This window comes from Streptomyces sp. NPDC059874 (assembly GCF_042731135.1).
Lineage (GTDB): Bacteria > Actinomycetota > Actinomycetes > Streptomycetales > Streptomycetaceae > Streptomyces.
The window spans coordinates 93,847-107,409 of record NZ_JBHWJY010000004.1; the positions used below are offsets into that span (position 1 = coordinate 93,847).

Below are 13,563 nucleotides of genomic sequence, written 5' to 3' on the forward strand. Positions count from 1 at the left end.
GGGGAAGTTCTCCGTCTCGCATCAGGGACTTCCGTCTGGAGCCGCCATGTCTTCGTCCACCGTCATGCCCGAACCGCCTCCCGTGGACGAGCGCAAGAAACGCCGTCTCGCCCTGATCGGCGGCTCACTCGGCAATCTCGTCGAGTGGTACGACTGGTTCGTCTACGCGAGCTTCGCGATCTACTTCGCCGACTCCTTCTTCCCGGGCGACAATCCGACCACGCAACTGATGAACACCGCGGGGATCTTCGCGGTCGGCTTCCTGATGCGCCCCGTCGGCGGTTGGATCCTCGGCCGCGCCGCCGACCGGCACGGCCGCAAGAGCGCGCTCACGCTCACCGTCACCATGATGTCGGTCGCCGCGCTGCTGATCGCCGTCGCCCCGACCTACGGGCAGGCCGGCTACTTCGGCGCGCTGGTGCTGCTGCTCGCGCGTCTGCTCCAGGGCCTGAGCATCGGCGGCGAGTACGCGGCCAGCGCCACCTACCTCACCGAGGCGTCGGCCCGCAACCGGCGCGGCCTGGGATCGTCGTTCCAGTACGTGTCGATGACCTGTGGACAGCTGCTCGGCCTGGGCATCCTGATCACCCTCCAGCACACGCTCAGTACCGCCCAGTTGAGCAGTTGGGGCTGGCGCATTCCGTTCGTCCTCGGAGCCCTGTTCGCGGTGGTCGTCTTCTGGCTGCGGCGGCGGCTCCAGGAGACCGACGCCTTCAAGGAGCAGTCGTCGGGCGAGGACGCCCACGACGACGGCGCGCGCGGCACGCTGAAGGCCCTGTGGGAGCACCGGCGACAGGCGGGCCTGGTCATGGCGCTCACCCTCGGCGGCACCGTGGCCTACTACACGTACACGACCTACCTCACCAAGTACCTGGTCGGCAGCGCGGGCATGGCGAAGACGACCGCCACCCTGGTGAGCTTCACCGCCTTGACCCTCTTCGCCGTGCTCCAGCCGTTCGCCGGGATGCTGTCCGACCGGATCGGCCGGCGACCTCTGCTGATCACCTTCGCGGTGGGCTGCACCGTCGGCACGTACCCGATCATGACCGCCCTCGGGTCGGCGTCGTCGTACTGGTCCGCGCTGGGCCTGTCCCTGCTCGCCCTGGTGATCGTCACCGGTTACACCTCGATCAACGCGGCGGTCAAGGCCGAGTTGTTCCCGACCCGGGTGCGCGCCCTGGGCGTGGCGCTGCCGTACGCGATCGCCAACGCGCTCTTCGGGGGCACGGCGGAGTACGTGGCGCTGTGGTTCAAGAGCAGTGGCCGCGAGACGATGTTCTTCTGGTACGTCTCCGGGTGCGCGCTGGTCTCGCTCGTGACCTACGTCCTGATGCCGGACACCCGCAACGCGGCGCTGAGCCGCGCCGAGGCCGACGCGGACGCCGAGGCCGACGTCGATCGGAATCGGTCGGCGGCGAGTCCTGCCGAGGCCGTGCGCTGATCCACGCCGGTAACCTGTCACGGGTCAACCGGTAGCCGTTTCCGGTTACCGGTTACCCGTCACGAGGAGGCTGTTCGTGCACGCGCTTCTCGTAGAGGACGACGACCGCATGGCCCAGGCGCTCGGCACCGCCCTCGCCCAGCGCGGGCACACCGTCCGCCGGGTCGCCCGGGCTCTGGACGCCCTGCGGCACGTCCGCGAGGCCGAGTTCGTCCTCCTCGATCTCGGCCTGCCCGACCTGGACGGGATAGAGCTGCTCCGGCGGCTGCGGACCGTCTGCGACGCACCGCTGATCGTGGTGACCGCGCGCTGCGAGGAACGCGACATCGTGCAGGGGCTGCGGGCGGGCGCCGACGACTACGTCGTCAAGCCGTTCCGGATGGCCGAGCTGATGGCCCGTATCGACACCGTGCGCCGCCGGACGGACACGCACTCCACCGGCACCGCCGTCACCGGCGGGGAGCCCGTGCGCACCGGAGACGTCGAAGTCGACCTGGCGGGCCGCACGGTCACCGTGGCGGGCGACGAAGTCCGCTTGACGCGCCGCGAGTTCGATGTGCTGGCCATGCTGGCCGCCCGTCCCGGCGAGGTGCATTCCCGGGAGGAGATCCTGGACCGGATCTGGGGTGACGCCTTCCTCGCCGCCTCCCGCTCGTTGGACGTCCACGTGGCGGGCATCCGCGCCAAGACGGGCCGGTCCGGCCTGGTGCGCACCGTCCGCGGATTCGGCTACCAGCTCGGGTCCCCCTCCCCCACGTCGCGCGGCGAGTCGGACGGCGCACGGTGAGACGCAGGCTCCTCGCGGTGTTGATGGTGCTCATGGGGGTCGCGGCGCTGCTGCTCTGCCTCCCGCTGGCCGATGCCTACGCGCGAGGACGGACGGAGCACCTGCTCCTGCAGCGGCGCTCGGACGCCGTGCGGTTCGCCGATCTCGCCGAGCGGATGCGAACCGGCGCCGACCGGTCGGAACTGTCCGCAGAGATCAGGCGGTACGCCGAGCTGTACGGGGCGGGGGTGGTCGTGGTCGACACGGCGGGCGCGACGGTCACACGGGCCGGAACCGGTTCAGGTCCATCAGGCTCAGGTACCGCTTCGGAAATGCCCTCCGCGGCTGCGGAAGCCCGTCGACGCGCCCTCACCGGACGGTCCACCGACCGGCTGCCCACCCTTCGCCCCTGGGGCCCGACGTCCGTCGTACTCGCGGAGCCGGTGGGCCGGGACGAGCGGGTCAGCGGGGCCGTGCTGCTGACCGTACGCACCGACGCGGCCCGCCGGGACGTGACGGTCCGCTGGTCGCTCATCGCCGCCGGGGCGCTCGCCGCCTTCGCGGCGGCGGCCCTGGTCGCGGCGGGGATCTCGCGCTGGCTGATGCGCCCGCTCCTGGACCTGGACCGGGCGGTGGAGGGACTGGCCGCCGGCAGCCTCCGGGCCAGAGCCGTCTCCGGCACCGGGCCGCCGGAACTGCGCCATCTGCGGCAGCACTTCAACACCATGGCGCAGGCCGTCTCCGACTCCATCGGCCGCCAGCGCGACTTCGTCGCCGACGCCTCCCACCAGCTGCGCAATCCGCTGGCCACCCTGGTGTTGCAGCTGGAGAACGTCGAACCGTACATCGCCCCCGGTCCGGGCCGCGCCGAGCACACCCGCGCCCTGGACGAGGCCGAACGCCTGGAGGAGCTGCTCGACGGCCTGTTGGCCCTGGCGCGAGTGGAGTCCAACGCGGCGGAGCCGAGCGAACAGGACGTGTCGCAGGCGGTACGGGAGCGGGTGGGGGCCTGGGATCCGGTCTTCCGCGACGCCGGCCTGGGACTGACGGCCCCGGAGCTGGCCGAGGACCTGCGGGCACGCGCCCTGCCCGACGCCGCGGGCCGGATCCTGGACGCGCTCCTCGACAACGCCGTCAAGTTCGTACCGCGCGGCGGCCGCGTCGAGGTGACCGCCACGCGCGGCGCGGACGGGATGGCCGTCGTGCGGGTCGCCGACGACGGTCCGGGAGTTCGGGAGGACCAACTGGCCCTGGTGCTACGGCGCTTCACACGTTCCCCCGAGCACCAGAACGTTCGCGGCAGCGGACTCGGACTGGCCATCGCCGACGAGATCGCCCGCATCAGCGGCGGCTTGCTCGAAGTCGGCGCCAATGCGCCCCACGGTCTGGTCGTCGAGTTCCGGCTCCCCTCCTCGCGGCCGCCCGTACCGCCTCAGCCGTACACCGAGCGGTAGTACGCGACCGCCCCCGGGTGGAGGGGCACTTCCCCGGTCGAGATGGCGAACCGGGGCTCCAGCCGCGCTCCCGCGGTCACCTCGCGCAGCAGGTCTCGCCAGCGGTCGAACACCACCTGGAGCAATGCGCGTACGGCACTCGCCGGTACGTCGTCACGGGCCAGGAGGTAGTTGCCGACGCCGATGGTTCCCACCGGCTCCGCCAGCCCGTACACCGAGGCCGGGAGGGTGACCGCCGTGTAGACGGGGCCGTGGCGCTCTCGCAGCGTGCCCACGTAGCCGTCCAGCGGCAGGAACCGCAACGGCAGCTCGTTCGCCAGTCCCGAGAGCGCCGGTGTGGGCACGCCACCGGACCAGAACAGTGCGTCGACCGTGCCCGCACGCAGCGCCCTCACCGACTCCGCGAGACCCAGCTGCCGCTCGTGTGCCGGCGTCGGGCCGTCGCTCAGCCCGGCCGCCCTCAACACCCGCCCCGCCACGACCTGCGCCCCCGACCCCGCCGCACCGGACGCGACCGGACGACCGGCCAGCCCGCCCACCGATCGCACCGGCCCGTCCGCCGGGACGAGGAGGTGCGTGTAGTTCACGTAGACCCGGGCCAGCGCCGTCACCTTGGCGGGCCGGGGGAACGACTCACGCCCCAGCACGGCGTCCTCGGCCACGTCCGCCATGGCCAGCGCCAGGTCGGCGGAGCCGTCGTCCAGCTTCCGCAGATTGTCCACACTGGCCGCCGTGCTCACCGGTACGACCTCCAGCGGGCCGCCGCTCCCGGCGACGGCCTGTGCCAGGGCGTGCCCGAACGCGTTGTACGGGCCGCCCTGCGGCCCCGTCGCGAGGCGTAGGCGCCGCACCGGGGCGGAGTCCCCCGAGCATCCGGTCAGCGCGAACGCCGCCGCACCGAGTCCGGCACCGATCGCCCGTCTACGGCTCCACTGCGCGCTGCTCACGGCGGAAGCGTAACCGCCGGACCTCAGCCGGTCTTCGAGCGGACGGCGAGGCTCAGGTCGACCACGTAGTGCTCGTTCACCCATCCGTCCGGGAACCGCTCCATGAGGAGGGCTCGTTCGTCGGCGAGGAAGGCGTCCGTGCCCGGCTCGCCGACGAGGAAGAGGGAGTGCGTGGACAGTTTGGCCAGATGTGTGTCGACGGGGACGCGCCGCGACCACGGCAGGCGGCGGTGGGTGAACCGCACTCCCTCCTGTGAGCGGGTGCGCTCGTTGATGTACCAGCCCGGGCCGAACCGCTCCTCGATGCGGGTCTGCTGGTCCGCTATCCATCCGACGGTGACGTCCGGGTCGTTCGACCAGACCGCCAGTGCCCCGCCGGGGCGCAGCACCCGCAGTGCTTCGGGGACGGCGCGGGCCGGGTCGGTCCAGTGCCAGGACTGCGCGTAGGTCAGCAGGTCCAGGCAACCGGAGGCCAGCGGCAGCCGGTTGCCATCCGCGCGCACCAGCGGCGTACGGGGATTGCGGCGCCGGAACTCCGCGGCCATGCCCTCGCCGGGCTCCACCCCGACGACGCGGGCCCCGCGCGCCTCCAGCAGGGCGGTGGCGATGCCCGTACCGGCCCCGACGTCGGCGGTTCGCGCGCCCGCGAGCGGGAAGCCGGCGAGTTCGGCCAGGGTGTCGAAGAGCACGGGCGGGTAGGAAGGACGATGCGCGGCGTAGCGCGCGGCCGCCGCACTGAATGAACGAGCACGTGATTCGGTCGTCATGCCGTCCATGATGGGCCCGTACGTGTGCTCAGCCGGCGTGAAGGATCCGAAAGCGATCGGGTACCGCCGGATCTCGATCGACGACTTGGACGGGCGTCCAGGCCCATTGCCACACGTTGATGCCGGGCGTGCGGGAGAAACGGATCCGGCCGCGGGTGCCTTCGACCGCGACGCGCGGCCAGGATTCGGCAATGCGCGCCCGGTCCGCGCCGTGAGAACGCAGCACATCCGCGAGGACGGCGACCGTGTCGTAGCCCTCGAAGGCGACGAAGGAGGGCGCTTCGGCCAGCCGCTCGCGCAGGGCCGTGTCGACTCGCGCACCGAGCGGACTGAGGCGCTCGGGCAGGTAGCGCAGGAACGGGACCGCGGCGCCGTCGCCGCCCAGCAGCGTCGCCCATTCGGCGAACTCCGGTTGCCCGGCCGGAGCACCGATCATGATCTCGGCGAGGCGGTGGTCGCGGCGGACGGACTTGACGATCGGCACTGCCGGCTCCGGGTGGCCGACCAGAAGAAGCAGGGCTGTCGCGCCATGGTCGACGAGTTCGTCGCACAGGGCCGCGGGGGTGAGCGCGCGCATGTCGAGTTCGATGACGGTGCCGCCGCGTGGCGCGAGGTGGTCCCGCAGAATGCGGGCCCCCGATGCCCAGTAGACACTCGGCTCGGCTGCCACGGCGACTCGACCGTGGCCCGCGCCGAGCAGGAAGTCCGCGTAGATCTGCCAGCCGTGGGACTGCGCGGGGGCGAGGCGCGCGACCCAATCCGTCGGCTGTTCGGTGAGCGCGTCGAGAACCGCCGACGAGCAGAGGTACGGCAGGCCGAGGGCGTCGGCTCTGGCGGCAACGGCGCGAGCGACGACGCTGTGGTACTCCCCCGCCAAGGCGGCCACGCCCATGCGGGCCAATTCGTCCACGGCCGCCGCGGCCCTCTGTGGATCAGCCGCGGTGTCTCGGACCACCAGCTCGAGTGGTCTTCCGACGATCCCGCCGGCGGCGTTGACCTCGCGGACGGCCAGCTCGAGGCCGGCGAGCAGGTGTCGGCCGGCCTCGACCCAGCCGGGCCGAGTCAGCGGAACGAGAGCGCCGATCTTGACGGATGATCCGTCAGTCCGCTCCGCTCCGAGTGGCGATGGTGGCGTAGTCATGCGTTGACGTCTCCCGTGTGACGATTTGGATCATCTCATCCGACCGTGCCCTGGCGGGTCAAGGTGTGAGCGGGGCGAGCACCTGGTTGTGGGTGTGCTGGTAGATCACAGAGGTACGGAATCCGACGACTTCGCGGCGCTCGGTGAACTTGTCCATGAGGAAGCCGTGGAGGTAGTCCACGCTCGGCACGGAGACGTGCACGATCATGTCGTCGCCGCCGGTGACGACATAGACGGTGCTGACCTCGGGCAGGCCGGCGGCATAGGTCTTGAACGCCTCGATGACCGCCCGGCTGAGGGGGCGGATCTGGAAGTGGATGAGCGCCTGGACGTGGCGGTTCAGGGCGGCCGGGTCGACCGCGGCGTGGTAGCCGGTGATGACCCCGCGGGCGCGCAGTGCCCGGAGGCGTTCGAGGCAGGTCGACGGGGCGATGCCGAGGGTGCGGGCGAGTTCGCGGTTGGTTTGCCGCGCATCTCGCTGCAGATGCCTGACGATCGCCGAATCAAGTTCGTCCATGGGGCGAGTATGGCCCCCCTACCGAATTTTGTTCGACCGATGGCCGTAAGCATTGTTTGAAGGGCTAGCTTCGCCCCATGACAGCCGCACTTGAGCAAGCTCTGTCCCTCAACATTCCGAATCTTTCACACGAGTTGGTGCAGGTCGTACGCGGCCACCGCACCGGATTCGCGATCACCGTCGCGATCCACTCGACCTCTCTCGGCCCGGCGGCCGGCGGGTGCCGGATCGCTCACTACGCCGACCCCGCCGCCCCGATCGCGGACGCGCTGCGGCTCGCCGCGGCGATGACCGAGAAGAACGCGCTGGCCGGTCTGGACCACGGCGGCGCGAAGGCCGTCGTCGCCCTGCCGACGGCGGCACGGCCGACGGGAGCGGCGCGTACGGCGCTGTTCCACGATCTCGGCGATGCGATCGAAGCGCTCGGCGGCCGCTACATCGCGGGCCCGGACGTGGGAAGCAGCCCGGCCGACATGACCGTGATCGGCGCGCGCACCGCGCACGTCTGCTGCCGGCCGGTCGAGGACGGCGGCAGCGGCGACTCCTCCCTCCACACCGCGCGCGGCACCCTCGCGGCACTGGGCGCGGTGGCCGAGGAGGCCTTCGGCTCACCGGGGCTCGCGGGCCGGACCTTCGGGGTGATCGGCCTCGGTGCGGTCGGCGCCCACGTTGCCCGGCTCCTGGACCGGGCCGGCGCACGGCTCGTCGTGACCGACATCGACCCGGCCGCACGCAGGCTGGCCGAGGAGCTGGGCGCGACCTGGGTGGATCCGGACGACGCCCTCAGCATGGAGGTCGACATCCTGGTACCGGCCGCGCTCGGCGGCCTGCTGACGGCCCGCACGGTGCCGCGGCTGCGGTGCGCCGCCGTCGCCGGCCCGGCCAACAACCAACTCGACGATCCGGCCACCGCCGGCCTCCTCGCGGCGCGAGGCATCCTCTGGACTCCGGACGTGGTCGTCAGTGCCGGCGGAGTCATCCACGCCACCGGTGTCGAACTGCGCCGGGAATCCGAGGAACGGATCACCGAGCGCATCGCGGAAATCGCGGACACGCTCCGACAGGTCTTCCACTCGGCCCGGACCCACCGGACCACACCCGCGATCGCGGCCGGGCAGCTCGCGGAGCAACGGGTCCGCGAGGGGCGTTCGACATCCCACACGACCACACAGGAGGGCTGACACCATGGCGAACCGATGGGGCGGAGTGACGATCGACTGTGTCGACGTGCAGCGGGTGGCGGGCTTCTGGAGCACGCTCCTGGACCGCCGGCCGGGACCGACCCGGCCCGGCTGGGTCTACCTCGGGCATCCGGGCGATCCGCAACCTCGCCTCGTCTTCCAGCCCGTGACCGAGCCGAAGCGCGGCAAGGCACGCCTGCACCTCGACGTCGTGGTCGACGACATCGACCGGGGCATCGCCCAGGTCATCGCTCTCGGCGGCCGGTTCACCGGCGAACGGCACGACTACGACGAGGGCGTGGTCGTCGTGATGGCCGATCCCGAGGACCACGAATTCTGCCTGGCCCAGCACTACTGAACCGCGCCGCTCCCCGTCACGACGCACCGCGCGTCGAGGTCCCCGTGCTCCGAGGCCGCCCGCACCCTGCGGGCGGCCTCGACCGACCCGCGTGATCGGTCCGATGGAGGGTCGACGCGGCCGCTCAGGGCGCGCCTCCCCCTACCGCCCCGCCGGGGTGTGTCTCCTGGACGGCGGAGTCCTTTCGTCTCGGCTCAAGTCGATCGGGACACCAAACCCGTCGTAGGCACTCGGGAAGGCCTTCGTCATGCCCCTGGACCCGGCCATCGCCGCGCTCCTCCAGCAGGTCTCCGCCGTCCCGAAGAAGCGCATCATCACAACTGATCCCGCGGAACTCCGAGAAGGCGAACGCGACTCGAACGCCATGGTGGCACCGAGGACGCCGATCGCCGTGGGATCGGTGTCGGATGACACGGTCCCGGGCCCTGCCGGCTCCGTACCGGTGCGGATCTACCGGCCTGCCGGCAATGGGCCTGCGGCGACCCTCGTCTTCTTCCACGGCGGCGGATGGATCGTGGGGGACCTCGACACCCACGACCACGTCGCCCGCCGGCTCTGCCACGATCTCAAGGCCGTCGTCATCGCCGTGCACTACCGGCGGCTGCCCGAGAACAAGTTCCCGGCGGCGTTCGAGGACTGCCTTGCCGTGACCCGGTGGGCGGCCGGCCGCATCGACGACCACGGCGGCCGACGCGACCGGCTGGCCGTCGCGGGCGACAGCGCCGGCGCCGCCCTCGCCGCCTCCGTCGCCCTCGCCTTCCGCGACGCCGGGGAACAGCTCGCGGCCCAGTTGCTCGCCTACCCCGCCACGGACCGCACCACGGTCGAATACCCGTCCTACACCGAGAACGCCGAGGGCTTTCTGCTCACGCTCCAGGACCTCCGTGACCTCACGACGATCCTCCTCGGTGAAGACGCCTCCGTCGCCACCGACTTCCGGGCCTCCCCCCTGCGCGCGGCGAGCCACGAGGGGCTCGCCCCCGCCGTCATCGCCACCGCCGCACACGACCCGCTCCGCGACGAGGGCCTGGCGTACGCCCGGGTGCTGAAGGACGCCGGAGTCGACGTCTTCGTCCGCAACTACGACGGCCTGGTCCACGGCTTCCTCAACATGTTCGCCGTCTCCGAGGGCGCCGAAGGGGCCGTCGGCGAAATGATCAAGGAATTCGGGGTGCGGCTGCGATGAGCCATCACGGTGAGGGAACGAGCGACCGCCATTCCTTCCTGGCGTGGGTCAACACCGCCCTGTACGAGGCGGAGCGTGCACTGCACAACGGAAACCCGGCGCCACGCCGAGCCCTCTGGTCGCGCAACGAGCCCGTGAGCGTGCTGGGGGCGTGGCGCAACGCCAACGGCCGGCGGGAGCTCGACGAGCTCTTTGCCGCGCTCGGGGAGAGCTTCTCGGAATGCACCTCGTACGAGTTCGAGCTGCAGGCCTACGACGTCGTGGGCGACATGGCCTACACGGCCGGCTTTGAACACACGTCCGCCTCTGTCGACGGACAGCCGCGCACGTACACGTTGAGGGTCACGCAGGTGTACCGCCGTGAGGGTGGTGAATGGAGGGTCGCTCACCGTCACGGCGACACGGTTACCGAGCTGTGAGCGACACGACGTCAGGGCTCGGGTTCCGGTTTCAGCCCTTGAGCGCGGCGGAGATCGAGTCGGCGATCGGTGTGGTGGGCCGCCCGGTCAGGCGCGACAGGTCGCCGCTGGTGACGGCCAGTTCGCCCTTCTCGATGGACGTCTCCACGCCGCCCAATATCGCCGCCACGGGCGCGGGGAATCCGGCGTGGTCGGTCAGGATGTCGGTGTAGGTCTCGACGGAGACGGCGTTGTAGCCGATCTCCTTGCCGGTCTGCCGCGCCAGCTCGGCGGCGTACTCGGCGAAGCTCCAGGCGGTGTCGCCGCTCAGCTCGTACGTCGCGTTGCCGTGACCCTCGCCGGTGAGCACGGCGACCGCGGCGGCGGCGTAGTCGGCGCGGGCGGCGGTGGCGACGCGGCCCTCGCCCGCGGCCTGGGTGACGGCGTTGGCCTGGAGCACGGGCGCCAGATGCTCGGTGTAGTTCTCGTTGTACCAGCCGTTGCGCAGCAGTACGTAGGGCACACCCGAGTCGAGGATGGCCGTCTCCGTGTTCCTGTGGTCGTCCGCGAGGGCTGCGCTCAGGCTGCCCGGGGCGCTGGTGTACGCGAAGAGCGCGACACCGGCCGCCTTCGCGGCGCCGAGGACGACCTTGTGCTGGCCGACGCGGCCCTTGTCGATCTCGTTGCCGGAAATGAGGAGCACTTTGTCCCCGGCGGAGAAGAGGCCGTCGAAGGTCTCGGGGGTGTTGTAGTCGGCCACCGCGATCTTCACGCCGCGGGCGGCGAAGCCCGCGGCCTTCTCCTCGCTCCGGACGACGGCGGTGATGTGGTCCGCCGGAACCTTCTCCAGCAGGCCTTCGATGACGAAACGGCCGAGGCTTCCGGTGGCGCCTGTGACGACGATGCTCATGGTCGGACATCTCCTCTGTGGGTGGCTACGTGCGCTAACCCTAGGCATGGCACTAACTCACAGGAAGTACCCACTTTGAAGTAAGGTACTTACATGGGAGTAAGCAAGGGAACGCTCGTAGACGGCGTGCGGAACACCGACGGCGACACGACGTGCCCCGAGCGCGTCGTCATGGAGCACATCACCAGCCGATGGGGCGTCCTGGTGCTGATCGCGCTGCTGGACCGCTCGTACCGCTTCAGCGAACTGCGCCGGGAGATCGGCAGGGTGACCGAGAAGATGCTGGCCCAGACCCTGCGAACCTTGGAACGCGACGGCCTGGTCCACCGCGACGCCAAGCCCGTCATCCCGCCCCGCGTGGACTACTCCCTCACGGATCTCGGCCGGGAAGCCGCCGACCAGATTCGTGGCCTCGCGCTGTGGACAGCGCAGCGGATGACGGCGGTCGAGCAGGCACGCGAACAGTACGACGCGGCGAGCACCTGACCCCGACCGACTCCCCAACCGAGCCCCTCCGGCCGGAGCCACGCCGGGTGGGGCGCGGGCGGTGATGGAGAACCACCCGGGGGCGTTCACGCTGCCGGACGGGACGTTCCTGGGGCGTCTCAGTGACGCGGAACTCACCAAGTACGTCTAGGGGAACCCGGCGCGGACGGACAAGCAGCTCTTCACCCTCTACGCGGCGGACACCCCTGAGGTGCGGGAGCTGAACGAGCAGTACGGTGACGAGTCGGGCAGCCGCGGCGGCGACATCAAGACCCGGGGAAAGAACTCATGCGCACACGGAGACCCATCCCGCTGCTGCCGGCTCTGCTCCTGACACTGAGCGGCTGCGGCCTCGTCGGCGGTGGCCGGGGTCCCAAGCCACTGACGCCGATGCCGAGCCAGGTGCCGACCGGTCCCGAGTAGAGGGCGGCCGATGACGTGATCGCCGCCATGGCGAAGGGCGGCTTCGAGTGCAAGGTGACCCTGCGGAACGAGAACAAGTTGGGCTCGGATGCCACCTGCGGGGTGCAGCACCGGGGAACGACCGTCTACAACGAGATTTCGGTGCTGAGCACGGCGAGGTTCGGCCGGGACGAGGTCGGCGACTCCATTGCGTCGCGGCGAAGCGGTCCGTACCGGCAGACCATCGTCGCCGCCGGCGACTGGTACATCTGGGTGCGGCCCGGGGTGTACGCCTACGACATGGCCAGGGCGCTGCCCGGCTCCGTGGTCCTGGAACCACTCGTGGAGAAGTAGGGGCCCAGGGCCACCGGACCCGGCAGTTGGCAGGTCGGTCACAGGCTCGCGAGGAGGTCGTCGAGTGGGGTCGGCACCTGTTCGTGGTCGAGGGCCTCGACCAGGAGGCTGCCGTAGCGGATCTTGCGGCCCTTCTTCGTGCCGAGGAAGCGCCGCAACTGCTGCTGCCGGGGACGGCCGTGGTGCGCCGGCTGGCGCAGGAAGGTCTGCCAGGAACGGAGGTCCCCCTCGGCGCGGACGATCTCCTCGACCCTTTCCGTGCCCAACGCGCGGATGAGCTCGTCCTCCAGGTCCGCCTCGCACACGAAGACGTCCCCGTGCGGCGCCGATGCCCGCTTCAGGCCGCGGTCGAAGAAGGGCTGTTCGCGCTCGTCACACAGTCCCACCAAGCGCAGGCCAAGGCCGGGCGGCCCCAGCAACTCGGCGTAGCGGCCGATGTTCATCGCCCCGCCCATCGACACCACGCACACCCCCTCGGCGGCCAGGTCCCGGCCGCGCCGCGTGGCCAGCGCCTCGACGGCCGCGAGGTCACTCAGCCCTTCCAGCAACACCGCCGTCCGCACGGCCGGATCGCCCGCCGACCCGCCGGTCTCGCCGGCCGCTCGGCGGCTGATCTCGTCCCTGAACGCCTGTATGTCCACCATGGAGCGAGTCTGCATCTCCACCGACCGCACGGCACCGCATTTTCGACACCACCACCTGGCATGTCCGGCCTGCCTGCCCCGTGCGGGCACCGCCAGGCCCGCCCCACAGCACTAGGGTGGCCCGGACCGTCCATGTAACCGGGGGCCGACCCCGACCCGGAGCACCGCCTTCCTTCAGGAGTCGCCCATGGCCAGCTCGCTCGACGGCCTCGTCTTCGTCCCCGTGGCCGACCAGGCACCCGGACAAGTCGGTACGCGGACCCGGTTCACGTACCACGAGCAGGACGGCCGAGTCTGGGCCGAGTACTCGGGCGGGGACGTGGTCAGGGGTCATCTGGTCGGCACCCGGGCCGACGACACCATCGATTTCCGCTACGTCCAGCTCCGCCCCGACGGTACGACCGCCTCCGGGCATTGCGTTTCCCTCGTGACGGAACTCCCCGACGGCCGTCTCCGCCTGGAGGAGACGTGGACATGGGAGTCCCAGGAGGGCAGCGGGACCAGCGCGGTCGAACAGCCGCTGTGATCCAGACGGAGCGCGGCCACGCCCCAAGCACCGGCTTTCGATCGATGATCGCTCTCTAGTCGCGCACGACGAACGGAAGTCCGAT

16 protein-coding genes are annotated in these 13,563 nt (G+C 71.0%); 10 read left to right on the forward strand and 6 right to left on the reverse strand.

Going from position 1 to position 13,563, the window contains the following annotated elements; translation table 11 throughout:
* The first annotated feature begins 64 nt into the window (after positions 1-64).
* The 3 genes from ACFV9H_RS03770 (at position 65) to ACFV9H_RS03780 (ending at position 3,661) form a co-directional block, all read left to right on the forward strand.
* A complete protein-coding gene (locus ACFV9H_RS03770; protein ID WP_385393080.1) occupies positions 65-1,441 on the forward strand; it encodes an MFS transporter in 1,377 nt (458 codons plus the stop codon).
* Positions 1,442-1,517: 76 nt separating this feature from the next.
* A complete protein-coding gene (locus tag ACFV9H_RS03775; RefSeq protein WP_385392823.1) occupies positions 1,518-2,228 on the forward strand; it encodes a response regulator transcription factor in 711 nt (236 codons plus the stop codon).
* Positions 2,225-3,661 carry an ATP-binding protein gene (locus ACFV9H_RS03780; protein ID WP_385392826.1) on the forward strand — a complete coding sequence of 479 codons (1,437 nt, stop codon included), beginning with the start codon at positions 2,225-2,227 and terminating at the stop codon, positions 3,659-3,661. The genes ACFV9H_RS03775 and ACFV9H_RS03780 overlap by 4 nt, the downstream gene beginning before the upstream one ends.
* Here the strand turns inward: ACFV9H_RS03780 and ACFV9H_RS03785 are convergent.
* The 4 genes from ACFV9H_RS03785 to ACFV9H_RS03800 are packed head-to-tail and all read right to left on the reverse strand — an operon-like array spanning position 3,640 to position 7,033.
* Positions 3,640-4,608 (reverse strand): TAXI family TRAP transporter solute-binding subunit, encoded by a 969-nt coding sequence (locus ACFV9H_RS03785; RefSeq protein WP_385392828.1) that lies wholly within the window; start codon positions 4,606-4,608, stop codon positions 3,640-3,642. The genes ACFV9H_RS03780 and ACFV9H_RS03785 overlap by 22 nt on opposite strands.
* 23 nt (positions 4,609-4,631) lie before the next feature.
* Positions 4,632-5,375 carry a class I SAM-dependent methyltransferase gene (locus tag ACFV9H_RS03790; RefSeq protein ID WP_385392831.1) on the reverse strand — a complete coding sequence of 248 codons (744 nt, stop codon included), beginning with the start codon at positions 5,373-5,375 and terminating at the stop codon, positions 4,632-4,634.
* Between the two features lie 28 nt (positions 5,376-5,403).
* Positions 5,404-6,516, reverse strand: coding sequence for an ABC transporter substrate-binding protein (locus tag ACFV9H_RS03795; protein ID WP_385392834.1), 1,113 nt, complete (start codon positions 6,514-6,516; stop codon positions 5,404-5,406).
* Between the two features lie 58 nt (positions 6,517-6,574).
* Positions 6,575-7,033, reverse strand: coding sequence for an Lrp/AsnC family transcriptional regulator (locus tag ACFV9H_RS03800; protein ID WP_385392836.1), 459 nt, complete (start codon positions 7,031-7,033; stop codon positions 6,575-6,577).
* Between the two features lie 77 nt (positions 7,034-7,110).
* Here ACFV9H_RS03800 and ACFV9H_RS03805 point away from each other — a divergent pair, with 77 nt between their 5' ends.
* From ACFV9H_RS03805 to ACFV9H_RS03820, 4 genes are all read left to right on the forward strand, one after another.
* Positions 7,111-8,214 carry a Glu/Leu/Phe/Val dehydrogenase dimerization domain-containing protein gene (locus ACFV9H_RS03805; protein WP_385392837.1) on the forward strand — a complete coding sequence of 368 codons (1,104 nt, stop codon included), beginning with the start codon at positions 7,111-7,113 and terminating at the stop codon, positions 8,212-8,214.
* Positions 8,215-8,218: 4 nt separating this feature from the next.
* Complete coding sequence (locus ACFV9H_RS03810) at positions 8,219-8,572, forward strand: VOC family protein (RefSeq protein ID WP_385392840.1); 354 nt, start codon at positions 8,219-8,221, stop codon at positions 8,570-8,572.
* Between the two features lie 247 nt (positions 8,573-8,819).
* Positions 8,820-9,758: an alpha/beta hydrolase gene (locus tag ACFV9H_RS03815; protein WP_385392843.1), complete on the forward strand. Its 939-nt coding sequence runs from the start codon at positions 8,820-8,822 to the stop codon at positions 9,756-9,758.
* Positions 9,755-10,177, forward strand: coding sequence for a nuclear transport factor 2 family protein (locus tag ACFV9H_RS03820; RefSeq protein WP_385392845.1), 423 nt, complete (start codon positions 9,755-9,757; stop codon positions 10,175-10,177). The genes ACFV9H_RS03815 and ACFV9H_RS03820 overlap by 4 nt, the downstream gene beginning before the upstream one ends.
* A 31-nt stretch (positions 10,178-10,208) precedes the next feature.
* On the opposite strand, the gene ACFV9H_RS03825 is transcribed toward ACFV9H_RS03820, so the two are convergent.
* The gene (locus ACFV9H_RS03825; protein WP_385392847.1) at positions 10,209-11,066 is read right to left on the reverse strand and encodes an SDR family oxidoreductase; all 858 of its coding nucleotides are present in this window, start codon (positions 11,064-11,066) and stop codon (positions 10,209-10,211) included.
* A gap of 93 nt (positions 11,067-11,159) precedes the next feature.
* On the opposite strand from ACFV9H_RS03825, the gene ACFV9H_RS03830 reads away from it, so the two are divergent.
* Both ACFV9H_RS03830 and ACFV9H_RS03835 read left to right on the forward strand, forming a co-directional pair.
* Positions 11,160-11,552 (forward strand): winged helix-turn-helix transcriptional regulator, encoded by a 393-nt coding sequence (locus tag ACFV9H_RS03830; RefSeq protein ID WP_385392850.1) that lies wholly within the window; start codon positions 11,160-11,162, stop codon positions 11,550-11,552.
* A 438-nt stretch (positions 11,553-11,990) separates the two neighbouring features.
* On the forward strand, positions 11,991-12,308 hold the full coding sequence (locus tag ACFV9H_RS03835; RefSeq protein ID WP_385392853.1) for a hypothetical protein: 318 nt from the start codon (positions 11,991-11,993) through the stop codon (positions 12,306-12,308).
* A gap of 38 nt (positions 12,309-12,346) precedes the next feature.
* Here the strand turns inward: ACFV9H_RS03835 and ACFV9H_RS03840 are convergent, their stop codons facing one another.
* Positions 12,347-12,952 (reverse strand): TOPRIM nucleotidyl transferase/hydrolase domain-containing protein, encoded by a 606-nt coding sequence (locus ACFV9H_RS03840; protein WP_385392856.1) that lies wholly within the window; start codon positions 12,950-12,952, stop codon positions 12,347-12,349.
* Between the two features lie 187 nt (positions 12,953-13,139).
* Here ACFV9H_RS03840 and ACFV9H_RS03845 point away from each other — a divergent pair, with 187 nt between their 5' ends.
* A complete protein-coding gene (locus ACFV9H_RS03845; RefSeq protein ID WP_385392859.1) occupies positions 13,140-13,478 on the forward strand; it encodes a hypothetical protein in 339 nt (112 codons plus the stop codon).
* Positions 13,479-13,563 lie beyond the last annotated feature (85 nt).